The 26,747-nt window shown below is 57.8% G+C and carries 26 protein-coding genes; 17 read left to right on the top strand and 9 right to left on the bottom strand.

Features of this window, described 5'->3' with window-relative positions:
* The first annotated feature begins 8 nt into the window (after positions 1 to 8).
* From H8K04_10435 to H8K04_10465, 7 genes are all read left to right on the top strand, one after another.
* On the top strand, positions 9 to 221 hold the full coding sequence (locus tag H8K04_10435; GenBank protein ID UVT17944.1) for a DUF2132 domain-containing protein: 213 nt from the start codon (positions 9 to 11) through the stop codon (positions 219 to 221).
* A 15-nt stretch (positions 222 to 236) separates the two neighbouring features.
* A complete protein-coding gene (locus tag H8K04_10440) occupies positions 237 to 776 on the top strand; it encodes a YaeQ family protein (GenBank protein ID UVT14284.1) in 540 nt (179 codons plus the stop codon).
* Between the two features lie 206 nt (positions 777 to 982).
* A complete protein-coding gene (locus tag H8K04_10445) occupies positions 983 to 1,156 on the top strand; it encodes a hypothetical protein (GenBank protein UVT14285.1) in 174 nt (57 codons plus the stop codon).
* A 94-nt stretch (positions 1,157 to 1,250) separates the two neighbouring features.
* On the top strand, positions 1,251 to 1,646 hold the full coding sequence (locus H8K04_10450) for a translation initiation factor (GenBank protein ID UVT14286.1): 396 nt from the start codon (positions 1,251 to 1,253) through the stop codon (positions 1,644 to 1,646).
* A 148-nt stretch (positions 1,647 to 1,794) separates the two neighbouring features.
* Positions 1,795 to 3,087 carry an FAD-dependent oxidoreductase gene (locus H8K04_10455; GenBank protein ID UVT14287.1) on the top strand — a complete coding sequence of 431 codons (1,293 nt, stop codon included), beginning with the start codon at positions 1,795 to 1,797 and terminating at the stop codon, positions 3,085 to 3,087.
* Positions 3,088 to 3,160: 73 nt separating this feature from the next.
* Positions 3,161 to 3,661 carry a hypothetical protein gene (locus tag H8K04_10460; protein ID UVT14288.1) on the top strand — a complete coding sequence of 167 codons (501 nt, stop codon included), beginning with the start codon at positions 3,161 to 3,163 and terminating at the stop codon, positions 3,659 to 3,661.
* Positions 3,662 to 3,691: 30 nt separating this feature from the next.
* A complete protein-coding gene (locus H8K04_10465) occupies positions 3,692 to 4,150 on the top strand; it encodes an isoprenylcysteine carboxylmethyltransferase family protein (protein UVT17945.1) in 459 nt (152 codons plus the stop codon).
* Between the two features lie 71 nt (positions 4,151 to 4,221).
* Here H8K04_10465 and tmpT read toward each other — a convergent pair whose 3' ends face one another.
* On the bottom strand, positions 4,222 to 4,860 hold the full coding sequence (gene tmpT / locus H8K04_10470; GenBank protein UVT14289.1) for a thiopurine S-methyltransferase: 639 nt from the start codon (positions 4,858 to 4,860) through the stop codon (positions 4,222 to 4,224).
* Positions 4,861 to 5,021: 161 nt separating this feature from the next.
* Here tmpT and H8K04_10475 point away from each other — a divergent pair, with 161 nt between their 5' ends.
* Complete coding sequence (locus tag H8K04_10475; GenBank protein UVT14290.1) at positions 5,022 to 5,402, top strand: VOC family protein; 381 nt, start codon at positions 5,022 to 5,024, stop codon at positions 5,400 to 5,402.
* A 61-nt stretch (positions 5,403 to 5,463) separates the two neighbouring features.
* Here the strand turns inward: H8K04_10475 and H8K04_10480 are convergent, their stop codons facing one another.
* Positions 5,464 to 6,276 (bottom strand): hypothetical protein, encoded by an 813-nt coding sequence (locus H8K04_10480; protein UVT14291.1) that lies wholly within the window; start codon positions 6,274 to 6,276, stop codon positions 5,464 to 5,466.
* A 555-nt stretch (positions 6,277 to 6,831) separates the two neighbouring features.
* Here H8K04_10480 and H8K04_10485 point away from each other — a divergent pair.
* Positions 6,832 to 7,401, top strand: coding sequence for an MEDS domain-containing protein (locus H8K04_10485; GenBank protein ID UVT14292.1), 570 nt, complete (start codon positions 6,832 to 6,834; stop codon positions 7,399 to 7,401).
* Here H8K04_10485 and H8K04_10490 read toward each other — a convergent pair.
* Positions 7,398 to 7,790, bottom strand: coding sequence for a hypothetical protein (locus tag H8K04_10490; protein ID UVT14293.1), 393 nt, complete (start codon positions 7,788 to 7,790; stop codon positions 7,398 to 7,400). The genes H8K04_10485 and H8K04_10490 overlap by 4 nt on opposite strands.
* A 483-nt stretch (positions 7,791 to 8,273) precedes the next feature.
* On the opposite strand from H8K04_10490, the gene H8K04_10495 reads away from it, so the two are divergent.
* Together H8K04_10495 and H8K04_10500 are read left to right on the top strand one after the other, a co-directional pair.
* Positions 8,274 to 9,917, top strand: coding sequence for a tetratricopeptide repeat protein (locus H8K04_10495; GenBank protein ID UVT14294.1), 1,644 nt, complete (start codon positions 8,274 to 8,276; stop codon positions 9,915 to 9,917).
* 185 nt (positions 9,918 to 10,102) lie between these two features.
* Complete coding sequence (locus H8K04_10500; protein ID UVT14295.1) at positions 10,103 to 10,921, top strand: YggS family pyridoxal phosphate-dependent enzyme; 819 nt, start codon at positions 10,103 to 10,105, stop codon at positions 10,919 to 10,921.
* A gap of 84 nt (positions 10,922 to 11,005) precedes the next feature.
* Here the strand turns inward: H8K04_10500 and H8K04_10505 are convergent, their stop codons facing one another.
* The gene (locus H8K04_10505; GenBank protein UVT14296.1) at positions 11,006 to 11,149 is read right to left on the bottom strand and encodes a hypothetical protein; all 144 of its coding nucleotides are present in this window, start codon (positions 11,147 to 11,149) and stop codon (positions 11,006 to 11,008) included.
* Positions 11,150 to 11,237: 88 nt separating this feature from the next.
* Here H8K04_10505 and H8K04_10510 point away from each other — a divergent pair, with 88 nt between their 5' ends.
* Complete coding sequence (locus H8K04_10510) at positions 11,238 to 11,990, top strand: methyltransferase domain-containing protein (protein ID UVT14297.1); 753 nt, start codon at positions 11,238 to 11,240, stop codon at positions 11,988 to 11,990.
* 63 nt (positions 11,991 to 12,053) lie between these two features.
* Positions 12,054 to 12,743, top strand: coding sequence for a VIT family protein (locus tag H8K04_10515; protein ID UVT17946.1), 690 nt, complete (start codon positions 12,054 to 12,056; stop codon positions 12,741 to 12,743).
* 708 nt (positions 12,744 to 13,451) lie between these two features.
* Here the strand turns inward: H8K04_10515 and H8K04_10520 are convergent.
* Positions 13,452 to 13,808 (bottom strand): hypothetical protein, encoded by a 357-nt coding sequence (locus H8K04_10520; protein ID UVT17947.1) that lies wholly within the window; start codon positions 13,806 to 13,808, stop codon positions 13,452 to 13,454.
* Positions 13,809 to 14,088: 280 nt separating this feature from the next.
* Between H8K04_10520 and H8K04_10525 the strand changes: the two genes are divergently transcribed.
* The gene (locus tag H8K04_10525; GenBank protein UVT14298.1) at positions 14,089 to 14,496 is read left to right on the top strand and encodes a PilZ domain-containing protein; all 408 of its coding nucleotides are present in this window, start codon (positions 14,089 to 14,091) and stop codon (positions 14,494 to 14,496) included.
* A 47-nt stretch (positions 14,497 to 14,543) separates the two neighbouring features.
* Here the strand turns inward: H8K04_10525 and H8K04_10530 are convergent, their stop codons facing one another.
* Positions 14,544 to 14,864, bottom strand: a complete 321-nt coding sequence (locus tag H8K04_10530) for a hypothetical protein (protein ID UVT14299.1) — start codon at positions 14,862 to 14,864, stop codon at positions 14,544 to 14,546.
* Between the two features lie 528 nt (positions 14,865 to 15,392).
* Between H8K04_10530 and H8K04_10535 the strand changes: the two genes are divergently transcribed.
* Positions 15,393 to 16,550 carry a Gfo/Idh/MocA family oxidoreductase gene (locus H8K04_10535; protein ID UVT14300.1) on the top strand — a complete coding sequence of 386 codons (1,158 nt, stop codon included), beginning with the start codon at positions 15,393 to 15,395 and terminating at the stop codon, positions 16,548 to 16,550.
* A 244-nt stretch (positions 16,551 to 16,794) separates the two neighbouring features.
* Here the strand turns inward: H8K04_10535 and H8K04_10540 are convergent, their stop codons facing one another.
* The gene (locus tag H8K04_10540) at positions 16,795 to 17,481 is read right to left on the bottom strand and encodes an inorganic pyrophosphatase (GenBank protein UVT17948.1); all 687 of its coding nucleotides are present in this window, start codon (positions 17,479 to 17,481) and stop codon (positions 16,795 to 16,797) included.
* Between the two features lie 471 nt (positions 17,482 to 17,952).
* Here H8K04_10540 and H8K04_10545 point away from each other — a divergent pair, with 471 nt between their 5' ends.
* On the top strand, positions 17,953 to 18,162 hold the full coding sequence (locus H8K04_10545) for a hypothetical protein (GenBank protein ID UVT14301.1): 210 nt from the start codon (positions 17,953 to 17,955) through the stop codon (positions 18,160 to 18,162).
* Positions 18,163 to 18,312: 150 nt separating this feature from the next.
* Positions 18,313 to 18,648 carry an HNH nuclease family protein gene (locus tag H8K04_10550; GenBank protein UVT14302.1) on the top strand — a complete coding sequence of 112 codons (336 nt, stop codon included), beginning with the start codon at positions 18,313 to 18,315 and terminating at the stop codon, positions 18,646 to 18,648.
* Between the two features lie 52 nt (positions 18,649 to 18,700).
* Here the strand turns inward: H8K04_10550 and H8K04_10555 are convergent, their stop codons facing one another.
* Both H8K04_10555 and H8K04_10560 read right to left on the bottom strand, forming a co-directional pair.
* Positions 18,701 to 19,471, bottom strand: a complete 771-nt coding sequence (locus H8K04_10555) for a class I SAM-dependent methyltransferase (protein UVT14303.1) — start codon at positions 19,469 to 19,471, stop codon at positions 18,701 to 18,703.
* Between the two features lie 73 nt (positions 19,472 to 19,544).
* The gene (locus tag H8K04_10560; GenBank protein ID UVT14304.1) at positions 19,545 to 26,741 is read right to left on the bottom strand and encodes an amino acid adenylation domain-containing protein; all 7,197 of its coding nucleotides are present in this window, start codon (positions 26,739 to 26,741) and stop codon (positions 19,545 to 19,547) included.
* Positions 26,742 to 26,747 lie beyond the last annotated feature (6 nt).

Raw genomic sequence — 26,747 nt, forward strand, 5'->3', positions numbered from 1 at the left:
CGCCCTCCATGGCACATCCCCGCGATCCCTTGCACGGCATCACCTTGGAAACCATTGTCACAACCTTGGTCGCACGGCACGGATGGGTGAAACTTGGCGCACGAGTGCCCATCCGCTGTTTTCGTCATCACCCCACGATCAACTCGAGTCTGACGTTTCTGCGCAAGACGCCGTGGGCGCGCAAGCGGGTTGAACAGATGTTTATTGCCGAACTCCCCTAACACGTTCCTGGCACAATGGCATCCAACGCGACCATCTACAAAGCCGCGCTGCAGATTGCAGATCTGGATCGCCGGTACTTCCAGGATCATGCGCTGACGCTGGCGCGCCATCCGTCCGAGACGGAGGAGCGCATGATGGTACGCGTGCTTGCCTTCGCGCTCCACGCAGGCGAGGCCTTGTCATTCGGCCGCGGGGTGAGCGCCGAAGATGAACCGGCCCTGTGGCAACGGGATGTCACCGGCTCGATCGATCTCTGGATCGAGATCGGTCAGCCGGATGAAAAGACTCTTCGGCAGGCGAGCGGCCGCTCCAAACAAGTCATCGTCTATGTCTATGGAGCCCGCAGCGCGGAGATATGGTGGGCGAACCAGAGTTCGTCGCTCGACCGGCTGAAGAATCTCTCCGTGACCCTGCTCCCGATGGAGGGCATCCATGCCCTGGCGTCGATGGCGAAACCCAGCATGCAGTTACAATGCACCATCCAAGACGGGCATCTCTGGATCGCAGATGGTACCCGGACCCTCCATCTCGAATTACAGCGAGTGAAGGGCTGACCACGAAGGCTCCGCCCTTCTCTTTCACACACACCGACAAAACATTGACGGGTTCATCCTCCTTGCACCGTCAATGTTTTGGACATTCACTACCCACGTGTAACTACGTACCCACCAAATCATTGCAATTCTGCAATTGCACATGTTGGTGCAACTCTTGCTTCCCTTTGCCATCAGCTGTGAACGTGACCACCTGGGAGGGATCGATGGATTGTCCAAAGTGCAGGGGGATGATGCTGCTGGAGCGGTTTTCGGATTTCTTTCTGGTCTTCTACGCATGGAAATGCCTCAATTGCGGCGCCATCATCGACCGCACCATTTCGAATAATCGCCGGAAGAGCCTGGCTGCCCGGGAAGCCCAGACGGTTGCTGCGGGGTAAGACGATCCTAACAGGGCAACACATTGTGTTGGGTTCGCAGACCCCTTGTTCAATCTGGCGTTCCGGTGTAGCCTGTTCCCGGAACAGCCGCCCCATGAAAAAGAAGAACCGCCTTCCCACGGATGGTGGACCGATCAAGTGGACCAGCCCGTTCGCCTCACTGACGCCGGCGGACCTCCCCTCGCCTTCATACACACCACCTGTTTCTGATCAAACGAACCCGGTGCCCGTTGCAGCCAAGAAGCATCGTGGCCGGGTGGATATCATTCGCCAGACAGCGCATCGTGGCGGCAAGACGGTCACGGTGGTCACAGGGTTTGTGGGGATCGGCCAGTCGGAAAAAGAGCAGCTCGCTAAGCAGATGCAGAAGGTCTGTGGAGCGGGAGGCACGGTTAAAGAGGGACGAATCGAGATTCAAGGAGATCAACGCGACATTGTCGCCCGCATTCTCACCGAGGCAGGATTTCGTCCAGTCTTCGCCGGAGGCTAGCACCTGACCGATGCATGCGCCTCACCCCTTGGAGTACACTCCCGCCCACGTGTCAGTCGGCGTTCCGTCGCACCATGACATGTGTGGGCAGACATGAACCAGCTCAGCGCAGGCGGTCTACCCTTACCATAGCGCTGGAGAACAACTGATGCAGCGGGACAAAAAGGGTATTGCCATTGTAGGAGCGGGGCTCGCTGGTCTGACCGCTGCCTACTTTATCCGGAAATGGAGAAGGACGCTGCCCATCACTCTGTTTGAAGCAACGGAACGCGAGGGTGGCCGCCTCTATACCGCTCGAAGACCTTCAGGAGAACACGGAGCGAGATATGTGTTGGGCAGTGAGTTGCATCTCAATCCAGGCGGTGATTACAGTCGAGATTACTCACTCCCTGACGGAACAACGATCGGTGAACTCTTCGACGATTGTCGGGTAGCACTCTCTACATGGGAGAAATGGCCGCATTGCTGCATTCTAAGCACACGTACATTTAGGAAGTTGACGCCTACCGGGCTTGATTTGCGGAAGAATTGTCCTGGAGCTGCAAGGGTCATTCGACAACTTCAGAATTCATCACAGGCCGCGAGGGGCACCTTTCCAGATTGGGTGAAGCAGAACCTTTCGACCGGCATGAATCAGCGTGAAGTTCGAGATTCTCTCAAGATGATTAAGATGGTTCTTGCCGGCGAGACCTGCGCTCCGTGGACACATCTTTCAGCCCAATATGCCCTTGAGTGCCTGGCGTCCGCGGTGAATGGCAAAGAGAAGTGGTTCATCATACGGGATGGCTCAGAATGTCTCATCGCGGCGCTATCAAAGCCTGTCGCCAAGAGTATTCAGCGGGAGCATGATTGCCTGAAGATTCGGAAGAGCCCGAGAAAGGGAGTGGCCGTCCGCTATAGAACGGCAACAGGTGTTCACACGTCATATTTCCAAGGTGTGATCGTTGCCTCACCGAACGGCGACGCCTTGGTCGGGCGTCCTTCGGCCAAGCGTCATTTTCATTCCTACCTTAACACTCTCATCGGCTTTCATACGAAGCCGACGCTGACGGACAACCCCCACGTTGATCTCAGTGACGGGCTGTATACAGATGACCCCTTGTTGAACTATCTTGAAGTTGAGCGCAAGAAGCACACCTGGGTGCTCCGGATACTGACTCCAGACGCACAACGTTTTGCACAGTGGCGCGACAGCCAAATTATCGAGCGCTGCAGAAAAGTGTTGACCAACCTTGGCGTTGCGAACAAGTGGGTTGGATCGCCCAGTATCAGACGTTGGGAGTATGGCCTTCCTTGCGGCGGCATCAGCAAGAAGTTTGATAAGGTTTCAGATGGCATGTACCTCTGCGGGGACCGGTACGGACGCTGGCCCTCAATGGCCGGAGCCATGGTCAGCGGTGCACGCGCGGCCGATGCGCTGCTGAATGACTTAGACCTCTGAGAAACATGCAGCGGACCGCTCTTGCACCTTCCTTCTGCCTCTTTGCCGGAATGCAACCTCTAGCGAGGCGTCTATGCCAAACGTTATCGGCATCAGCCTTTCTTACTGTGCCCTCCTGCTCCTCCTTGCATCGTGTGCGGACCCCACTCATCAGGCGCGTCAATCCGGTGGATATGGCGTGATGCCCCCCGGCGAAACTTGGGTAGCCGTCGATCAGGCATACCAGTCTTCATCTCGAGAAATGGTCTACTACGATCCCAAGACGATTCGCCGAGACGGGGATCGCGTGACGCTGTGGCAGTTGACGGACTATAAATGGATGCAAGGAAATGCGCCGTTTGGGTCGTTCATGATGGGCCCGCATCGGTTTTTGTCGACGAAGACGTATAAGGAATTTGATTGCGCGCGCAACCGTGTTCGGATATTGGCGTCCTCGGAATTCTCCCGGCATATGGGCACTGGAATTCAAAATGCGGTGGCGGTCGAGCAAGGCTATGGGCAGCCCGTGGAACCAGGCAGTATCAACCAGGCACTATGGGAAGTGGCCTGCGGGGCGACCGCAACCCCCGGTTGAGCCCCATCCTGCTCGTTCCCGATTCACATGTTGAATGCCTTAGAACTAAAAGTGCCCCCGCTTGCGCTCGTTTTCGTGTTCGGCGCGTTGATGTGGCTCGTTTCCGCCGGTCCTACGTTCACCATCGCACCGCCATGGCGTTCAGCGTTTGCATGTTTTTGTTTTGCAGTCGGATCGGCGATCGTAGCGGCCGGCGTCTTGACGTTTCGCCGGATGAAAACCACCGTCAATCCACTTACGCCGGAGGCGACTACGACGATGGTCATCTCGGGCATCTACCGCTACACCCGCAATCCGATGTATCTGGGCTTCTTTTTGGTTCTGATGGGGTGGGCGATTTATCTCTCTAACTGGCTGGCCTTCGCAGGTCTACCGCTTTTCGTATGGTACCTGAATCGTTTTCAAATCCTACCCGAGGAACGAGCCCTGGGTGCCAAATTTCCAGAGGCCTTTACAGCGTACACGCGCTCGGTTCGCCGATGGGTATGATGGATCAATTCCATGCCATCCGCGATTGGTGCTCGTATTCGAGATGAGCAGGTTGAAGGAACGCTCGAGGCTCATCTTCTTTTCAGCAGCCAGACATTCTCCTTGGCCGGTCCTTTCCCCTTCAACCCACCCGCCACCTCTGTGCTCGCAAGCAGGCTGAGATCATAGGTCGTGGCGTAGTGCCGGTGGACTTCCTCGTTGCTCACGGCAAACGGGGGGCCCGCCATGAGACTCTGATCGTAGTCGTAGGAAATCAGTAAGTGTGGCGCCTTACCGGTGAGTTCCGTGAGGTGGGGGGCATAACGCTTTCGCATGTCTTCAGGGAACGCCACCAACGCCGCCCGGTCATACACGGCATCGACTGGGCCGAGCATATTGTTAGACACCGCAAAGATATCGCCGACAAAGATATCGAGGTTGTTCGCGCTCCACTGCTCGACGTTGCCCACGGTCGCGATCTCCGGTTGCATCCCAAGATCGATGAACAGTTGCTCGATCGCGAGTTGACTCAACTCGACGCCGGCCACGCGGCAGCCACGGGACAACAGCCATGAAATATCCAGCGTCTTCCCGCACAAGGGCACGAAGACCCGGCGGCCTTTGGCCGACGTCAGCTCATGGAAATGTCTGATCAGAAGCGGGTTCGCTTTGCTTTCGTGGAAGCCGATTTCATTCTTTTCCCACCGTTGGTGCCAAAAACTTGGATCCATATTCATCCCCTTTACGCATGACAATGGAATAACCGATCGACCTTATACGCACACCGGGGTGAGATATTCGGGGTTGGTTCATCAATAGTCAAGCATCATGGGGTTCCGCTTCGTCGCTCGCTCACCCTCTACCCTACTTTCCTTTGTTATACTGTCCCTCTGTGGGACGGCGATACGATCATATGGATGTGCGGGCGCGCAGCCTGACCGAGGTGCGGGAATTTTATACGACTCTCTTGCCGGCGTTGGGATTCACTCGCCGGATCGATATCAAAGGCTGGTTGCAGTTTGTAGCTCCTGATACCGGGGAATTCTTTGGCGTCACCGAATCCGCACAGCATGTGCCGAATGAGTGCCGGATTGCGTTCTGGACGGAGAACAAGGGCGACGTGGACCGGCTCGCCAAGATCGCGGTCCAGGCGGGCGCTCAAAATGTCGAAGGGCCGGGCCATGATGAAGGTCCGGGATACTATGCGGTCTTCTTCGAGGATCCCAGCGGCAATCGATTCGAAATCTGCCACCGAGTCGAAGGGGTCACGTAAAAGTCTGGCACAAATCTAAGATGAGGCTCGCGCCGGGCAGAGGGGACAAGTGGGCCGACCTCTAAATTTTCCGTCCTATTATTGCTCCCAACTCCTCTTTGCTGAGAGAACGGTCGTACTTGTGGGGGAGATCTTCCAGCAATTCGCTTCGTATTTCGTTCAGTTGTCTTCGAGCGTTGCCGACAAGCCGGGTACCAGTGCTGATCTCACCTCCATCCCTGTTGCTGGAAGGCTGAGAAGGCCTGGGACGTACACTGAGAATCCATTCCGGGTATGGGAGCGACTGAGCCCCGTTCAACGAACGCTTCAGGGGTGAATCTCGTTCTGAGAAACAATAGGCAGAAACGGTCCTCAATGTTTCTTCAACCTGGTTGGCATGCCCGAACGACTCGAATCCGAGGCTCCAAAACTTTCTGGCGCCCAATTCCACATTTGTGAGTTCAATATGACAGGCCGTCTGCGGGCTGGAGTCATTTCCACGCACTTCACTCAGCGTTCCCTGGTCGAGAGAAAACTTCCTGAGACGGCGTTGCGTGCGAACCTTCACCCACCGATCGTTTTCGAATAGAGCACGGACATCCTCATCCAGCTTCGAGGCCTCATGCGACCACTTCAGCCAAAGGTGTATGCGTGCGTGGGTGCGCTCGGTAAAACGATGAAGATCCGATGATTTCTGAAGCGACTCCACATCGAGCGATCCTTCCCGGAGCGCAAAGCCGACAGGGGTTGCGTGATTGAATGCCAAATAGAGGTGGTCGTGTTTGGAATCCTCGAACATCAATTTGCTTCGCTTGAACCAGATCATCAGGTTCTCAGGAATCGGCCCTTCGCAAAACCAATGGACTTCGGCGCTGGTTGTTACAGGGATAAGCATCGGTTCACCCAATAGTTCAGATCAAACGGTCTCATACACTGCTCTCCAAGGAGGCAGCACGCACACGTACTCATGTGCGATTTCAGTGTGAAATGGTGTAACGCTGCAGTGAGGTCTTGACGATGATGACGTCTGTCCCGGCTGGTCGTATCCCAACAGGCGGCCTTCACCCCGCGGCTTTCATTATTGAAGAAACTCTCATGGTTCCAGAAAGGATCTTAATGCGGATATGGTGCTGACGTTCACAGAGGCAAGTAATGCGCCTGAAAGACAATGCAGTATTGTCGCGGAGTTCCATCGGCATCGGCAGAATCAACTTTGATTCAGTGAATACAAAATGATCCTAGGATGTATCGATCGGATTCATACCGTCCGGTTGTCCGGAAATGCAGTGAGAGCACAATACGCATCACCGTCGAGAGACTGTTTCTCTCGAAACGGTTGCTTGTATCAGAAGAATAAATCCGATAGCATTTCTCTGTAGGATTGAGGAACGACAAGGTCGGCGCTCAGATGTGCGATGGTCGTGAACGATGACATATGGAGGTAGCCTCCATGCCTGCCAGTGGTATTCGTGGCACTCATGAAATTCCCCTAGGATCCCATCTCTGTTTATTCTATCGGCGGCCCGACGAGTTTTTACAAGTGACCGCTTCCTTTCTGAAAGCAGGCTTGACCGAGAACGAGTTCTGCATTTGGGTTCTCCCGCCTCCGTTGACCATTCCGTTAGCCCTCGATGAACTGCGGCATCATGGTTTGAACGGCCGGGTGCTGCAAGCCGCTGCGCAGTTACAGATCCTGTCCGCGAAAGACTGTTGGTTTTCCCATGGCGCATTCGATGTGGCCGATTCCTTATGGCGGCTCATCGCCCTATCCCCTATGGCGCGGAAGCTTGGGTTTTCGAGTGTGCGTGCTGTCGGCGGGCCGGGGCCATTTCTCACTGAAGCATCACGCCGGACTTTTATGGTCTATGAGCACCAAGCCACGGACCTCATCGCTGAATACCCCTTCATTGCGCTGTGTTGCTATGATTCGACCGCATGTTTGCAGACCGACATGTTCGACGTCATGAATGCGCATCCCAATGCGTTATTGCGGACATACTCAGGCTGGTTCAATATTTAAACGTCCAGGAAGCATTTGGCCTCGGCACATCGCCAGACTTGTGCGTCATGGAGCATCACCAACTTGGACCCCCCTGTCGAATCATGAAGCAACTGACTAGTGGACGCTTTGGCTGCCTCCTCGCGTTGTTGATCGTGAGTCATGCGGGAGCGGCGTGGGCGCAGCAGAATGCGGAGATCATCGTCTCCCTCGAAGGCCCGTCTCAGGTCATAAGGTCCGTGGAGCAATGTGTTGAGGGAATGAGCGCGCAACGGCTCTCCCACGACGGCGTGATGGTCGCAGAGGACATGCGATGCCGGCAGTGCCGGGGCACATGTGCAGCCGATAATCTGAGATGCCGGAGTCGGTGTCTGGGTGACGACGCCTGCCTGACTCAGTGCGACGAGCACAAGAGCACGTGCGAAGCGAGCTGCAAGCAGCTATTCTCCTGCGAGTGATTCCGCCATTCCTTTCCGCTCACCTGATTCTACGTTGTTGAACGTTCAATAGTTCCCTCGTTCCGGTTTTATGCTGCTGTAGAAACTCAGCCGGGGTCATTCAGGCGTTTCGAGAAACACGTTCCTACACTAAAGCAAGGGAAACAAGCTGGCACACCTGTTAAGAGAACCAGACTCCCGGATAAGACAGCAACACTAACACGCTTTATAGTGGAAACTGTCGTGGTGAACTGAACGAAGCGATCAAACCTACAAAGGAGAACGAAGATGACGACCACTCAGCCATTAACCGATGTGCACCATTCGAAGACGCGTATGAAGCGAATGTCGGGCTTCACCTGCGGGTCTGTCCGCGATAGGATAGCTCATCTCACAAGTGCCATCCGACGGTCCGACCCATTGCGTTCCGCGCCCGGGAGCGGAAGGTGGCATGTCATGAAGTCCGCCTGCATCAGTGGATTCGCCGCGGCAACTTTGCTTGCCGGCGCCGCCCTCAGCTTGGCCACAGAGCCGACGGAGGCATCCGCGCCCCCGAACCCTTCCGGCACGGTCCCCCTTTATACGGACCTCGGCTCTCATCACAAACGTATCTCCACTCGAGTGCCGGCCACGCAGAAGTATTTCGACCAGGGCCTGCGATTCGTGTACGGGTTCAATCATGCTGAAGCCATCCGCTCCTTCACTCGCGCCGCAGAGCTCGATCCCACCTGTGCCATGTGCTACTGGGGGATTGCGCTCGCCTATGGGCCGCACGTCAACGCACCCATGGATTCGGCGAGCGGAATCGCCGCCTATGCGGCGGTGCAGAAAGCGCTGGCGCTCAAATCCCACGCAACAGCGCCTGAGCGCGCATACATCGAGGCGCTCGCGCAACGCTACGAGGCGGACCCACCGGCCGATCGCGCCCGGTTGGATACCTCGTATTCGCATGCGATGGGGCAGATCACCAAGACCTACCCCAAAGACCTCGACGCCGCGACCCTGTATGCGGAATCGCTGATGGACCTTCGCCCATGGAACTACTGGCAACCCGACGGGACTCCCCACCCCGGCACGAAGGAAATCGTCCGCCAGCTCGAGAGAGTGATCTCAGGCAACCCCAATCACCCCGGCGCCTGTCATTACTACATCCACGCAGTCGAAGCCGTGAATCCGAAGGCCGCGGTGCCGTGCGCCGAACGGCTCGCTCGGCTCATGCCGGGTGAAGGACACATGGTCCACATGCCCGCGCATATTTATATCCGCGTCGGACGATGGAACGACGCCGTGCAGGCCAATCACCATGCCATTCACAGCGACGAGGTGTTCATCGACGGACAGCATCCGATGGGCGTCTATCCGCTCGCCTACTACCCGCATAACATTCACTTCCTCGCTTTTGCCTCCACGATGGCGGGGCGCAGTGCGCAGGCGCTTGAGGCGTCCAATACGCTCACTTCCAAGGTGAACCTCGACGCTGCGCGCCAGGTCGGGATGCTGCAAGAGATGCTGCCGTACCATGCGCTCACGCTCACGACGTTCGGGAGATGGGACGAGGTGCTCGCCGCGCCCCTACCGCCAGAAGACATCCGCTTTTCATATGCCATGGCCTCTTATGCCCGCGGCGTGGCGCACGCCGCCAAAGGAGAGTGGCCCGAGGCGCAAGCCGCGCTCGATACGGTGACGGCGGCCGATGCCGCGACGGCCGAAGGCGCCGAAGGCAAGACTGCGCTTTCGATCGCCGTGCATGCGCTGTCCGGCGAGATTGCGACACGCCGAGGCGACCTCGATACCGGCATCAGCCACTTCCGTGAAGCGGCCAGGATCGAGGACGGAGGACTGTACTTCGAGCCGCCCAAGTGGTACTACCCGATTCGGCACTCGCTCGGGGTCGCGCTGATCAAGGCGGGCCAACATGCCGAGGCCGAAAAGGTGTATCGCGAGGACCTTCGCCGCTTCCCCGAGAACGGCTGGTCTCTGTTCGGCCTCGCGCAGGCGCTCCGTAAGCAAGGGAAGGACGCCGAAGCGGCCACAGCGGAAGCGCGCTTCCGCCGGGCATGGCCGGACACCGACGTGACGCTGACGGCATCGAGGTTCTAGCAGACTCCTCTTCACTTCTTGCTGGAATACGTTCTCCGGCCAGGCTGCGAGCGAACCAAAGGCGGGAGAAAAAAGAGGACAGCCCAGGCTGTCCTCTTTTTTTCTCGTTAAGACAATGTTACATCAATCCAGACATCCTTGGATTTTCTGAGTGCCCTCAATTATCTCGTAGCGAGGCCCATACTATGAACGCAGGTCATGCCGACTCCAAGCCGACCTTACACGAACAACACGGCCGCTGGCCGAGGGCTGAATCCGTGGAAGACTTCCGTCGCAATCTCGCGGCCGTCCATGCACGCATCGCAGCGGCATGCCAGCGAGCCGGGCGCGATCCTGCGAGTGTGCGGTTGCTGCCCGTGAGCAAGACCGTGGATGAGGAGCGCATTCGCATGTCCTATGCTGCAGGCTGCCGCCTGCTCGGCGAAAACAAGGTTCAAGAGGCGCATCGCAAATGGAACGCCATGGCCGACCTCGCTGACCTGCGCTGGTCGGTGATCGGTCATTTACAGACCAATAAGGCCAAGTTGGTGGCACGTTTCGCTGCCGAATTTCAGGCACTCGACAGCCTACGTGTGGCCGAGGCACTAGATCGGCGATTGCAGGCCGAAGGCCGCGCGCTGGATGTGTTCGTGCAGGTCAATACCTCAGACGAGTCCAGCAAGTATGGCCTACCTCCTGACGAGGTGGCTGCCTTCCTGCAGGCTCTGCCGGCATTCTCGTCGCTGCGTGTACGCGGTTTCATGACGCTGGCACTCCTGTCCGCCGATGCCGTGCGGGTGCGCCGATGCTTCGTGCTGTTGCGCGAACTGCGCGACCGGCTACGCCAGGAAGCGCCGGATGGGATCGTGCTGGACGAACTCTCGATGGGCATGTCCGGTGACTACGAGATCGCCCTCGAAGAAGGCGCCACGATCGTGCGAGTGGGTCAGGCGATCTATGGCGCACGGTCTACACCCGACACCTATTACTGGCCGGCCGCTGACGCTGACGAACCGCATTCATAACTGCTTAATGCCAAGATAAAGGTGCCGGAATTTCCAATTCCTGCGGCAATTCGCGCCGCAGGCCTCCCAGCCTCACATGACGTCTTAGTCTACGTTGTCCTCGTCATCCTCGTCGTTGTCGTCGTCACCGCCATCCTTTTGAATCTCGAAAATGGTGATGGTGTTGCTGACCTCGTACGAGACCACCAAGAGAGGTTTGTGGGTCGGGCTAACCCTTTTCTTGACCAAGATCATGCCTTCTGAATGGCTATACCTCGGGCTTTTCAGTAGACTGATCGATCATGGTTGACTGAGGCCGATTCTTCTCGGAGGTTTCATGCCTTCATCACATATGCAAGATTGGCATCCCGCTCAATACGCCGCGAACGCCCGGTTTGTCTCGGATCTCGGCATGCCCGTGCTGGAGCTACTGTCCCCGAAACCGGGAGAGCGCGTCCTTGATCTCGGCTGTGGTGATGGTGTGCTGACCCGTAGATTCGTGGAATGTGGGTGCGCGGTGGTCGGGATCGATGCAAGCCCGGATATGGTCGCTGCGGCCCGATCGCTGGGACTAGATGCTCAGGTGATGGACGCGCGCATGATGTCCTTCAGGAATGAATTTGACGCCGTGTTTTCGAACGCCGCACTCCACTGGGTGCAACAACCCGATCTGGCTATCAGCGGCGCCTGGGAGGCGCTCAAAGGCGGTGGGCGTTTTGTCGGTGAGTTCGGTGGATACGGCAACGTCAATGCCATTGTGAATGCACTCGAGTCTGCGCTCCATTCGCGAAACATCGAGGCGCTCAATCCTTGGTATTTCCCTCGCCCGGAAGAATACGGAGCACTGCTTACAGCGAAGGGTTTTGTCGTCATGAGCCTTGCCCTCATTCCCCGCCGCACTCACCTTCCCAAGGGGATTCGCGCCTGGCTTGAGACATTTGCGCAGCCCTACGTATCGGCATTGCCCATCGACGAAAGACCGGAGTTCATTTCCGAAGTCACCGCCGTATTAATGCCCATGCTCCGCGATGCCGACGGCGATTGGCATGCAGATTACATTCGCCTACGGTTTTCTGCCATGAAACCATAACCTCGGCCACGTGCTGATCCGAAAGCACTCTTTCCAATGTTTTCACGCCAAGAAACCGGCATGGTGAAACACTTCGAGCCGCACAGGATTCATCGCGCCGGCTGGCTGCGCGCAGCGGTGCTTGGCGCGAATGACGGCATTGTGTCCACAGCCAGTCTCGTATTGGGCGTAGCGGCGGCAGGAGCAAGTTCACAGAGCATCGTCATTGCCGGTGTGGCCGGACTTGTTGCCGGCGCCATGTCCATGGCGGCCGGGGAGTATATTTCGGTCAGTTCGCAAGCCGATACCGAACGGGCCGATCTGAATCGGGAACAGACGGAATTGGCCGCTGATCCAGAGCGGGAACACGCGGAAATGGCCGCTATGTATGTCGCGCGCGGACTTGATCCCAGCCTCGCTTCCGCTGTCACAACCCAATTGATGGCCCATGATGCACTGGGCGCACATAGCCGTGAAGAGCTGGGTCTTACTGACACAGCGGCTGCTCGACCGGTTCAAGCGGCGCTCGCGTCGGCCGGCACGTTTTCAGTTGGCGCACTCCTTCCTCTCCTGATTGTCGCGGCGGCGCCGAGATCGATGATGCTGTGGGCCGTGTCAGGCAGCTCACTCCTCTTTCTCGCATTACTCGGCTCGCTGGCCGCAAAGGCAGGCGGCGCGCCGGTCATGAGGGGTGCCGCGCGAGTTACTCTCTGGGGTGCCTTGGCCATGGCCGTCACGGCCGGCGCTGGAGCGTTGTTTGGAATAGGGTTCTAAGAATGGAAGCGGTCGAGATTGTCGGCACAACAGAGCGTCATGCCCATCGGCAAACCGAGAGCGGCACCCTTATTGGCTTCGTATCGACTTGCTGTCGAACGGTTCGCGTTGGATCACACGCCGACGCAACCTTCTCGGCGGCCGGAGACCTTCAATAAAGCGGAGGTTGAGGACCCCATCGCAAACCGGCGAGATCCGGGTCTTCCCCCTCTTGATCGGGTCGGTCGCGTTTATTGGCTTTGCGCAGCGCGCGGCGCTCTTCTTTTTCACGCTGCTTCTGAACACGGGCTTTTTCACGGTCTCGTTTTGCAAGCGTAACTTTACCTGGTCCTCCGATGATGCCCTCCTTCAGCTATGGCGTAGCTGCGCGCGAGTGACCTACGAAAGGGCCCCGCCTTTTCGAGTTGATCCGGATGCCTTGACAACCTTTTTACGGGATGGACCGTTCACATGAGAACGAGAGAGCGTATCGGGACTTAAACCGTGGCTTGACGCTGAGATAATCTGACGGCGAATGTCTTCGATCGAGGGTGCGGACGATATGCGCGCCGGGTCTTGAAGTCCCAGCAGATCCCAGTGAACCCTTGTTCTACGAATGGCCCGTTTTCGTCTAGGTGAGGCTTTGGTCCCCCAGGACATATTCTTGACTCCTCTCCGATTCCAACAATCTCAATCGCAGAAAATGCGCGATCAGGTTTTGGGATCGCGTTACTCGCTGGGTAATACGGAACCCTTTCTGCCGATTCTTACAAACCGATCTTCCGCGAAGACCGCCCGCAGCCGGTCGGTGACGGACCGACGATACACTTCGGATTCGCGGCCGACCAGAATCAAATTATCCTGATCGAGCAGGATATTGAGATGGTTCTCCGATACGAGCAATCGCGTGCTGTCACCCACATTCACGCGATACTGCGTCTTCCCGTCAGGGTTGCGCTCCGAATTGGACACGATTTCAGTCAACCCGTCAATGATGCCTTCATAGGCTTCGGATCGATGACGCACTTTCGTGCCGTCCGGGATTCGGACCCAACGGTTCTCAGATGTAGATGGGTTCTGCTTCATCACGGTTTTTCTCCTTAGCCTCGAGCGCACACGACGCACCGGTCCGGGGCGTGATGGCTGACAACAAAGGCCTTTGCCCGACGACCTTACTGCACACCGATCACTTCAATCGCGCAGGGACGGAACCAGGAGGGAAGAGCGCGAGGATTAGAATTTATCTGGGGTGAGTGTACCATACTCACGTGCACATTGTGAATGGTGACGGCTCCGACACGACGGGACCATGGTGCTCCATCGTTATCGCCCCGCGCCCTCCCAATGTAGGATACCGCGACGAGTCGTGACGGGATACAATCGGCGTCATCATAGGGAGATGATGATGGCGCGCTTTTCTCATAAGAGAACCTACCAACGGTATCCCTTCCATGCTTCACTGATTATCGGCGGCGAGTCGTTCGTCGATGAGGGCACGGTCCGGAACCTCTCGATGCACGGTTGTGCGATGGAATGCGATCGGAAATTGCCCCTCGGCAGCAACGTGAGAGTGAGCCTGCTCTTGCCCGATGAGACCTCCGCATTACCTATTGAACTCGGCCGGGTAACCTGGGTGCAGGGAAATGAATGCGGGATTGAATTCGTGCAGCTGCCGCTGCAATCGCGCCAGCGCCTCAATCGCACATTGCGTATCCCCCTCATCCAGTTCCTGAGCGCTCGCAAGAATCGGGAATTAGAGACGCGTAGCGCTTAGCGACAGCCGTGACCGATCCGTTTAACGGCTCGTCTTCACTTACTCTCTCACTTCGTGCGGACCTTCACGATGACCGCGGCAATTTCCTCCAGCTTGACCGTGGCGTCGAAGAATTCCATCCCCGCCAGCTCCGTCAGTTGAACCGCGTGGGAGCCGACCTTCGCGACTTTACCGTCCAGGTCATGGCCTGATTCCAACTTGACCTTCACCCGCTTTCCGACCTGTTGCTCAAGCGCCGACTTGATGGCATCGGGGCTGTTCAAGTCCACGGTCGGTTCATCCGCCGACACCATCGTCGGCATTCCGGCAAGCCCGAAACTAACAATCAGTGCCATAACACAGACCACCATCTTCACCCATCGATTCATGAAGTCCTCCTTTATGAGCATACACAACCCGATAGCGGGAGAAACGAGCATGCAGTCAGCACGGCGGAGTGTCCTTTTTGTTACCCAGAATCACAAACAGTCGGAGCTTGTTCTCATGTCCCCGCATAACAGATGAGACTAGGAGACTTCCCAGGTTTCCAACTCTCTCATAGCGCGTACAATCCATTCTTGTTGTCATGCCCTGGATCGGCTGTAAGTTCGTATCATCATCGACTATCTCTAAACCAATTGTAGGCGTTTGAAAAGCTGTCTGGTTGCAACCTTGTTGCCAGTGTTGGAGTGGAAGATGAAGGTGTATGGAATGCACTACGGACGACTACATCCTACTACCTAAAAACCACTCAATTTTTTTATTCTGATGACAATATATCAACCACTTAGTGAAGCGAACATCCCCGCGCTGTCATGTTGCGCTGGTATGGGTTGTGCTCCCACCACCATCCAGGATGGAAGCAGCGCTTATGGGCTTAATTGAGGATATGGCGAAATGCACAGAATAGCGAATGGATGATGGCAGGAAGAGAAAGAATACTCCGCATCGGTGTGATCGGAACCGGGGCATTTGCTGAGCAGTGCCATGTCCCAGGGCTTCAATCCCACCCTCAGGCCAGAGTAGTGGCAATTTGCGGGCGTCGAAAGGAACGACTACGATTCCTCGCAAACCAGTTCAATATTCCCGCAGTGTACACCGATTATCATGAATTGTGCGCCCGACCAGATCTTGACGCGATAACGATCGTTACGCCCAACAGCGAACATGCCGAACAAGCGAGAGCTGCATTTGCTTCAGGGAAACATGTCTTCTGTGAAAAACCGATAGCTATGAATGTCGCCCAGGCACAGCAGATGGTTCGCACCGCAGAGAAGAGTGGAAAGGTTCATCAGGTAGGATTCACCTATCGATATCTCTATGGAGTGCAAGAGTTGCGGCGTCGGATACACCGGGGAGACATCGGCGTGCCGTACCACCTACGGGCTCACCATAACAGCTGGGACGGTCTCCACTCCGCTTCTTCTCTCGGATTTCGAGGTGTGCGCGCTCTGGGTGGTGGCGGAGTACTCTATGATATGGGACCGCATCTTTTTGACCTTGCACGGTACCTGTTTGGTCCCATCAAGTCAGCTATGGGGTTTTTCGAGCATGTCCCGCGCAGGAAGGTGGGCAGTCGTAGCGAATCTCCGGTTATAGAAACAGACGATCTTGCGGCGGCATGGTTTACCCACGAGCACGGCATCAATGGCCAATGGTTCGCCAGCCGTGTCATGCCATGGTGTGGAGAGAAGTCTCATATCGAGGTCATTGGGCATGAAGGAGCGCTACGGGCCTCGCTCAGCAGGGGCAGCATTGACATTTTGCGCGTGGCACGTCCTTCGAGCCCGCACTGGGAAGTTTTGCCTTTGCCGAGCGAGGCTTGTAATGACGCTCCCAGTTCTCTGAACATCATGATGCGAAGTTTTGTGGATGCTTGCCTGCGAGGACGACTCAACGGCGATGTCGATGCATCTTTTCACGATGGCCTTGCCTCTCAGCTCGCCATCGATGCCGTTGAGACAGCAACCATGAGTCTACCATGGGTGCCTCTTGGCAGAACACAACCTCGGATGAGGACAAGAGTTTCAGACCCGTCGCGTCGCAACGAGATCATGCTGATCCGTCAAGGATAACCAGGCATTGATTTGCAAAGAAGAAACCGGTTTCACAGCGGCACCGTTGCAATCGCGCAACGATATGCACCTTCGCTTGGCAAGCTTGGTGCGCCGCGAGCGGTTGTCACATTGACAGGTATCGACGTTTTCCGCCAGCCGGAGCAAGATTCTTCCGGAGTGACCGAGACTTTCACATTCAGTGCGGGCTAGTCCACATGCAGCGGGACGCTCCACACGGCTGCGTCATTGAAATCCTCCCACACTACAACTTCTTCGGCCACAAGGAACTCAGTTCAGGATACTTCGCCCTGTAGTCGGCGTGGCTGGCACGGATGACCTTCAACGCTTCTTCACGTCCGTACACGCTGGTGATTTCCACCTTGTGATGTGTCGTTCCGGGAGCGCTTTTATACGTCAGAAAATAGTGTTGCAAGCGATCCATGAGCGCCGCCGGACATTGTGAAATGTCCGTAAAGTTGCCGTACACGGCATCGTCCCGCATCACGGCGATGATCTTGTCGTCTGCGTCGCCGCCGTCGGCCAGGCTCAATCCGCCGATCGGGAGCGCCGTCAGCAGGATGTCGCTGTGCGGAATGCTCTTCTCCGACAACACGCAGATATCGAGCGGATCGCCGTCTCCCACCATGTCCTTGCGGCGGGCTCGCCTGGCGAAGATGGCGGCCACCTGCTCTCCGGAATAGGTCTGCGGAATCAGTCCATAATAGACCGGGCAGAAGTTGGAAAACCGCTGCGGCCGATCCACCTTGAGGAAGCCGCTGCTCTTGTCCACTTCATATTTGACCGTGTCGGTCGGGACGATTTCGATGTAGGCGGTGACTACATCCGGGGCTTCTTGCCCGATGGATACGCCGTGCCACGGATGCGCCTTGAACATCAGTCTGAGCAGGCGTTGAAAGGGATCGCTTCCCCCATGTACTTCAGCCGTCATATCTACGTCTTCTTCTCCCTTTCCCTTCCCTCTCTTCTCTCTCATAGCTCCTCCGCATTGCTTCCGACCATTCCCGAGAAATCCGTCTCTCCTCGATTGGGCGCTAGTATCTCTCAGGAACTCGATCAGGGCAATGGTTTCCAACCTTCTTTTATGGTCTCTCCCAAGGTCAAGATCGAAACAGGTTGGACGGCCTTGCATATGACGGATAAGAGGCTCTGGAATATCTATGGATATCTTTCCTGCGGAAACCAGTCTCGAGCAACAGTTCCTGGCGGCTTGACGGCGTTACCTACTGGCGCGTAGCATACACGTAAGGCGTTTCTGCTACGCCGTCGGTTCATCTTCGCGCATCTCTGCCTCGTTTAGGCGAACGATCGTTCAAGCCCCGCTGCTCCAACGTCAGAATCGTCCCGTGCATCTTCGGCAAGATAGTCTTAGATCGGTCAACTCAAACAGGAAGGAGTCGCGATGGGAGAGCAGAAGCCTATTACCGGCCGGATTCTCGAATCGCTCCAAGGTTCCTCTGAATGCGAGTTCGAGACCTTGGTGACTCGCCTGCCGCAATTTACCTGGAACGAACTGTTTTCCGAAATCTCCCGCTTGAGCCGAATGGGCCAAATCACTATTACGAGAGGTGTGGGGATCTTCACCATCAGGCAGGTTGCCGCACTGAAATGAGTGAAATGGTTCCCGGCCCATGGGGAGCCTTGAACCTTGACGTGAGACGAAGAAACCGTGCCAGGAATCGATTCCGCAGGGCATGGCGAGGTTTCGCAGCCTTGGTGTACAATACCTCTGTGACGAGTCGCCCTTCTTACGGAGGCTCTCATGGGACGGAAGCACTCACCGCATCACGAAGACACGTATCGGGCCCGAGCGCTCAAACTCTTTCCATGGATTTGCGCGCACTGCGGACGAGAATTTGACGGCAAAAAGCTGAGCCAGCTCACCGTCCATCACAAGGATCACAATCACGACAACAATCCGCTCGACGGCAGCAACTGGGAGCTGCTGTGTCTCTACTGTCATGACAACGAGCACCAGCGATATTTGGTCGCTGACACACCTGGTGAGACACCGCCGAGCCGTGAGCAGGAACGGCCTTCGACCTTCACACCCTTCGCCCATCTCGCAAACTTGCTGAAGCGCAAGGACGTCGCCTGATAGGACGTCGCTCGGGCACCCGGTCTAGAGTTCGCTCACCTGCAAGGAATGATCAATGCGCCTCACTCAATGAAAGCACCGGCGTCTCTTCGGCTTGGCACTCCCACAGACTCCATGAGTAGTCCATTGAGATCACTTGGTACTCGGTTCGTTTTACGAAGCCGGCGTATTCCTGGAGCATCAGTTCTTCGACCGGACAGGAGTAAGCGATCAGAACACGGTGCCCCGTCACGGCTTGGAACCGGCGCATGTTCTCGGCGACCTCTTTGAACACGGGTCCGAGGAAGGGCCGGTACATGTAAATGAGCAGATCGGTGTCGGGAAACTTAAAGTCCGCCGCATTGATGCAGTCCACCCTGACATTCCTGCACTGCACAGGATGTCGCCCGTTCGACAGATAGCCCTCGACATTGGCCGTCGCCACTTCGCAGTGCAATGGAGACAGCTCGACGCCGATCACCTCCTTAAACGGCAATTGAGCGGCGACGATCAACGCGCGGCCTTTCCCGCATCCCAGATCCACGAAGGAATACTGCTGGAGATCGAGTCCCTTCGTCGTGTTTTCCAGAATATGCCGGATCACGACCTCTCTCGTCGGCACATACCCGACCGCCAAGCTCCTCGCCGTTTCATCGGTGATACCGGCCTCGGAGGACTCAGTAACCCCCGAGGTCGCAACTCCATACTTCCGGTCAAAATCATCGGCTGGCTTTTGGCTCAGAAGGTATAGAATGACTTCCTTGACTGTTTCATAGAATCCAAATACCCGGTAGGTGTTCATCACAATCTTGAATTTCTCGTTGGTATCGGGCTCGTACTCCATGTGGCTCCTTTCGTGCGCCCGCGGCGCCATCGTATCTTCGCGGGCGGCTCCTCGTTACGCAACGGACCTGCCGTCAGCGACGCTGCGGGACTCCATCGAATCGCGATAGAATTTCACCGATCTGCTGATGGACCTGAACGCTCCGGACCGCATCCGTGTGTTCGCCGAGAACCGTTCCTATTTCTACAAGACCGTTGGTACACCGTGACCAGTCGACCGGCGCTGCTCCGAATTTGCTCAGGGTTGCGCTGGTCCACCAGGCATGGATCGGCGCCCGTAAGGGATCCTGCACAACAGCGTTCAGAATTCTGACTGTCTCCCGGTCCAAGGCGTAGCCGACCTTCAGCGCGTCGATGGACGCGTCGGACTCTTCCCGGGACAGCAGCTTGCGGTCTTGAGCCCATCGAATCGCATGTTCCACCCGCTCTTCCTCGCTCAACCGCGCCAGCTCGTCCTTCAACGCCTGCCGTTCGGCCTCTGGCAGCACCAGGAAGGCCTCCCTGCGGTCGCCCTGGATATAATGGTCCAGCTCCTCACTAACCGAGGCCGTAGACTCGGATGCCGCCTGTGGTTGTGTATCCAGAATGCCCAGAAATGCGAGGGACTGCCCCTGCTGCTCGAGTAAACGCCCCACAGCCAAGGCGACGGCCCCTCCATTGGACCATCCGAGAAGATGATACGGCCCGTCCGGTTGTCGCTCGCGGATGATGGCGGTGTAGCGCGCCGCGATCAGGTCCATCGACAGGGCATTCCACGGTTCCGAGAAGATCCAGCTCAAGGCCAATCCGTAGACGGGCCGGTCTTCACCCAACGCATAGGCGAGTGGTTGATAAGCGGAGACGTGCGTCCCCGTCGGATCGAAACAGAACAGCGGCGCGCCACCACGTCCGGCTTGAAACACCACGAACGGAGAAGACGCCGCTTCGGCTTGACCGGAGATCCGTTGCGCCAAGCCCGCGACTGTTGGAGCTTGGAACAGATCCAGCAGGGCGATCGGGTTCCCGATCATCCGTTGGATACGGGACACCAGCTGTACCGCAGTCAATGAGTGGCCACCGAGATCGAAAAAGTTGTCATGAATGCCCACGTGCGGCAGACCGAGCACCTCCGCCCACTCGCGTGCAAACCTTGCTTCCATATCCGTGCGGGGTGCCACGAACGCCTGTTGCGGATCCCGGCCAGCCGGGACCGGCAATGCGCGGCGATCCAGCTTGCCATTGGCGTTGCGGGGCAGCGACTCCAACACGACGATAACGGACGGCACCATATACTCCGGCAATCGCCCGCGTAAAAACTCGCGCAGGGCTTCGCTGGACGCGCGTCCCGCCGCATACGCGACGAGCCGTTTGTCTCCCCTGGCATCTTCACTCGTCACGACTGCAGCCTCATGCACGTCCGGGTGCGCAAGGAGTTGCGACTCGATTTCACCCAGCTCGATTCTAAACCCACGCACTTTGACCTGATGATCCATCCGGCCGATGAACTGAATGACACCGTTCGGCAGATGATGGGCCATGTCGCCGGTGCGATACAGGCGGGCGCCTGGCTCTTTCGCGAAGGGGTGAGGCACAAATACTTCGGCCGTCTTGGCCGGATTCAACAGGTAGCCCCTGCCGACACCTGCTCCCGCCACACATAATTCTCCCGCGACACCAACCGGCAGCGGCTTGAGAGACGATGACAGCACATAGAGCTCGAGGTTGGGCACGGGTCTGCCGACCGGCATAAAGGCGGCCTCCCCGTTTGGACTTTCGAAGATCTGATGCAGAGCCACATCGTCCGCACATTCCGCCGGGCCATAGGCATTGACCAGCGGAATCGACGGATAGCGCGCGAGCCAGCGGCAACACAGTTGCCCAGACAGCGCCTCTCCCGTCGGCAGCACCATCCGCAGTCGTTTGAGTTCAGGCTCGCGATTGTCCGCATCGGCTTCCATGTCGAGCATGCCGTGCAGCAGCGCAGGCACAGTTTCGAGGATCGTGACGCCCGCCGCTTCCGCGTGGCGCAGGAGCCGCGCCGGGTCATGAGCGATCTCGTCGGGAACGATGCACACGCGTCCCCCGCACAAGAGCGGCGCGAGAAATTGCCATACGGAAATGTCGAAACACTGGGAGGCCGTCTGAGCGATCACGTCGGCGGCCGTCAACCGAAGCGTCGTCACCTTACCCCACAAATGATTGAGCATTCCGCGATGCTCGACCATCGCGCCCTTGGGCATTCCCGTGGAGCCGGAGGTATAGATCACATAGACGGTTTGCGCGGCATGCCACGGGATACCGGGATTGCAATCCTGCTTCACCGACGACTGAATCTCCTCCATCGTCAGCAGAATCGGCCTTGAGTTCTTTGCAAGCTCTTCCACCAGCGGGTTCACACGCTGCCGATAGGTCTCCGTGGCCAACAGCACACGGGCGCGGCTTTCGCCGAGCATATGCACCAGCCGAAGATCCGGGTGCCCTGCGTCGAGCGGTACATAAATGCCCCCCGCCTTGAGAACTCCCAACAACATCGTGAGAAAATCCAAATCTCGGTCGCCCAAGAGCGCCACGGCCGTTTCGGGCCCCACTCCTTCGAGCAGCAACGCGTGGGCGACTCGGTTGGCCCGGCGATTCAATTCATCATACGTCACACGGCGATCCAACCAGACGGCCGCCACGCTGTCCGGTGTCGCCGACACTTGTGCTTCGAATAACTGAACAAACGACCGATCCGGTACCGAAAGGCAGGGTCCCACGTTCCAGTCCGTCAACAAGCGGTGCTCTTCCTCACCGGTCAATAGGCGCAACTCCTCGATTGTCGCGTCGGGTTTCGCGGCCATGTCTCGCAGGATCAGTTCATAGTGTTGGAGCATGCGCATGACGCTGTCGGCGGAAAACAGGTCGGTGTTGTACTCCATCGATGCGGTCAGCCCACTGTCGGTTTCGCACAGTGTCAGGGTCAGATCGAACTTGGCCGTCAGCGATTCCACATCCACGGTATCGATGTGAAGTCCTGGTATGTCCAGTTCCGATACGGGGGCGTTTTGCAGCTCGAACATGACCTGGAAGATCGGCGAGTAACTGACGTCGCGCACCGGCTGCAGCACCTCGACCAGTTTTTCGAACGGCACGTCCTGATGTGTATAGGCACCGAGACATACCTGCCGAACCAGCGCGAGGAGCTCGCGGACCGTCTGCGTTCCCGACAGGTCAGCCCGCAACGCCAGCGTGTTCACGAAGAAACCGATGAGCCCTTCGATCTCGCTACGGGTGCGGTTGGCGATCGGAGACCCGACAATGAGGTCCCGCCGACCCGTATACCTGAACAACAACGCATAGAATCCTGTCAGCAGGGTCATGAACAGCGTGACACCTTCATGCCGGCTGAGCTCGGTCATGGCTGCGGACAATTCAGGAGACAACGAGAGAGTCAGCGATGCGCCGCGGGAAGTCTGAACCGGTGGTCGCGCACGATCCATCGGCAGATTCAGCGGCTCGAGCGCACTTGCCAGCCGTTCTTTCCAGTACTCGACTTGGCGATCCAATCGCGCGCCGGACAACCATTGTCGCTGCCAGATCGCAAAATCCGCGTATTGAGCCGGCAGTTCGGGCAGAGACGCCGGTCTGCCTTGAACCTGAGCGATATACAGCTCGGTCATTTCCCGCACCAGAATGTGCGAGGACCACGCGTCGGACACGATGTGGTGCATCGTCAAGAGCAGCACGTGTTCCTCCGCGTCGAGTTTCAGTAGCGTGACACGAAGCATGGGGCCATAGGCCAGCTCGAATGGACGCTGGGCTTCGGCCGTTGCGAGTCGCAATACGGCCGCCTCCTGCTCGGATCCAGACAAATGATCGAGCGCGAGAAGAGGCACTGACATCGACGATGCGAGCGTCACGGTTTGTACCGGTTGGCCGTCCGACAGCGAGACCGTGGTCCGCAGCACTTCGTGCCGACCGACCAGTTCATTGACACTCCGTTCCAGAGCCGCCGCATCCAACGTCCCTGACAGCCGCAGCGCGATCGGCAAGTTGTAGGAGGCCCCATCCGGCTCCAGTTGTGTCAACACCCAGAGACGCTGTTGGGCGAAGGACAACGGAACCGGTCCGTCACGCTCCACTCTGGAAACGGGCGGCACTTCCGTGCCTCCTGCCTGAAGGCGGGCCGACTCCACGGCTTCAGCCAATTGGGACACCGACGTCGCCTCGAAGAGTGTCCGTAGCGGCAGTTCCACATGAAAGATCGTGCGCACCCGCGCCATCACTTGCGTCGCCAGCAACGAATGTCCGCCGAGATCGAAGAAGTTGTCATGAATCCCGATCCGGTCCCGCTTCAGAATGGTCTCCCAGATGCCCGCCAACATTTCTTCCGTCGGATTGCGCGGCGCTACGTAGCGGCGGTTCGACGCCAGATACGCCTCAGGATCCGGTAGGAGCGCCCGATCGACTTTTCCGTTCTGATTCAACGGCAGCGCCGGCAGACAGACCAGCGCGGTGGGAATCATATAGTCCGGCAGCCGCTCCTTCAAAAACTCACGCCATCCTGCCGGCTCGCCGGAGGAATCACGGGGCACAATATAGGCGGCCAAGTACTTCTCGCCGGTTTGGTTCCCGCGGGCCGTCACGACCGCTTGTTGAATCCCGGAGTGTTCGGTGAGACGCGCCTCGATCTCGCCCAATTCGATGCGGTACCCGCGGAGCTTGATTTGAAAATCGGTTCGCCCGAGAAACTCAACCGTACCGTCCGGTAGAACTCGTGCCAGATCACCGGACTTGTAGAGACGGCTTCCCGGTTCCGACGCCAGAGGGTGAGGGACGAATCGTTGAGCCGTGAGATCAGGTCGTCCAAGGTACCCGCGCGCCAGCCCCGCCCCGCCGAGGTAGAGTTCTCCCGGTACACCGATCGGCATCGGATCGAGCCGCTCGTCCAGAATATAGGCTTCCGCGTTGTCGATCGGACGGCCGATCGGGACGGTTGCGGAGAGGTTTGCCGTTTCATGACGTGGTTCGAACGGAAAGGTCAGGCAGCCGATCGTCGCTTCCGTCGGTCCGTAATGGTTCAGCACGCGGCAGCGGCCGGCAGTCGTCACTTGGTGGGCAAGCGCGTGCGACAAGACATCCCCGCCCAGCACAAGCAGCCGCCGAGGCAAGACCTTGGCGCCTTCCGACGTGGCGAGCAGCGTCTGGAAATGAGCCGGCACAATTTTCAACACGTCGATCGGATGCTTCGCGCAATAGTCCCCGAACTTCCGCCCGTCCGTGGCCGTGTCGTATCCGATCACATGCAGGCAACCGCCGGACGCGAGCGACGCAAAGATCACGGTGTTGCCGAGATCGGCGCCAAGTGTCGAGACCGTCGCAAAGTGCAGATCCGCCTCTGCCCGTACCGCGCGGCAAATGAAATCCGTGTAGTTCAAGACTCCAAGATGGGTGACGGCCACCCCTTTCGGGACGCCGGTCGATCCCGAGGTATAGATCACATAGGCCAATTCCATCGGGTAAACCGGCCGATCCGGATTGGTTGACGGCTCCTCCGTGAAGGTCCAGTCATGGAAATCCAGACAGCGCAGCAGCGCCACGGAATCAGGCAACCGCGACCGCCATTGTTCCTGCGTCAGGACCACTGCGATTCCCGCTTGCGAGACCTCGAACGTCAGGCGCGCCGGGGAATTCTCCGGATCGAGCGGCACATAGGCGGCGCCCGCTTTGAGCACGCCCAACAACCCCGCCACCATTTCGATCGAGCGCTCGACACACAATCCCACCAGCGCGCCTCGTCCGACTCCCATCCGGTTCAGACCGTGCGCAATCTGGTTGGCCCTGGCGTTCAATTCGGCGTAAGTCATGCGGCAGTCGCCGTACACGACGGCAACCGCATCGGGCCGCGCTTCTGCTTGACGTTCGAAGAGGTTCTGAAGGGGTCGATCGGCCGAGACAGGATGCTTGGCACCACGGCCTGCTTGCAGCACTCTGTGTCGTTGGGAATCGCTCAGCAAAGGCAACAGCCCGACATTGGTTTCCGGCTGCGCCGCAGCGCGGGTGAGCAACGCGGTCAAGGCCTCGCTTAGGATCGGAAGTATCGCCGCATGAATCAGTCCCGCATCTGCCTGCAGACGTAACTGGATCGACCGGCTCCGCTTCATACAGGTCAAGCTCAACTTGAGCGGCTCGAGGCGGACGGACTCCGGCTCAAATGAGAAGACAGTATCCGCGACATCCGCGGGCGGCTTCGTCGTTTCGAACTCAAATCCCACCAACTCCGTCGTTGAAGGGTCGGCCGTTTCCGTCCCACTGCCCCACACGAAGTACTCCTGCCACTCCCGCGCGTGGTGCTGGTCGGACGCGACTGCAGCCGCCAGGTCCTGAAACGATTTGTCCGGATCGATCCGGCACCGCAGCGGCACCCATTTGGCGAAGAGTCCCATCCCGGACTCCAGCTCATCGTATTTTCTGCCGTCGCCGAGCATGGCCATGAGGTATTCCCGTCGGCCGCCGACCCGGCTGAGCACCGTCTGCCACGCCGCCAATATCAGCGCGGCGAGCGGCGTCTCGCGCCGTTCAGACAAAACCAGCAACGATGAAACGACTTCTTGATCCAGCTCCCAAACAAGAGTCTCAGTCAGCCATCCGGCGGTTCCTTCTCCCGCATGCTCGAACGGCAGAATGATCGGAGCCGAGTCGGCGAACATGTCTCGCCAGAACTGCCGGCCTTTGACCGCATCTTCGTCTTCGAGCAACTCATTCTGCCATTCTGCAAACTGCGCGTACTGGACCAATTCCTGATCCGCTTCCTGTCGTGGAAATTCACGGTACCCGGCGGTGATCCCGTCGGCCAGATTGTGTAGCGTACGGACATCGGCACATATGGCCGGCAGACTCATGAGGAACCAATGCTCGCGGTCCGACAGCCGGCACAAGGTGCAGCGGAGCAACGGTCCTCGCTCCCAATCGATCGTCTGACGGCGATGGTCCTCCAGCAACTCCTTCCGCTTCGCCGCCTGCGTCGCCGCGTCCTCAGCCTGCAGCTCGATGGTTTCCCAGACGGGTTTGCTGTCCTCAACGATCACTTGCAGCGGTACTTTTACGCCTGGTTCTTTACAAAACATGGTCCGAAACGCTTCGTGCCTGGCCACCGTAGCGTTCACAGCCCATTCGAGGTGGGCGACGTCCAGCAGGCCCCGAATCACCAGGATCCCCTGCGCACAGGAGGTTCCGAATTTCTGTTGAAGCGCCCACAGGCGTTTTTGTTGGGGAGAAAGACGGAATCCTTGCACATCTATACTTGATTGCATGATGCC

Origin of the sequence: Nitrospira sp., from assembly GCA_024760525.1 — a bacterium.
Lineage (GTDB): Bacteria > Nitrospirota > Nitrospiria > Nitrospirales > Nitrospiraceae > Nitrospira_D.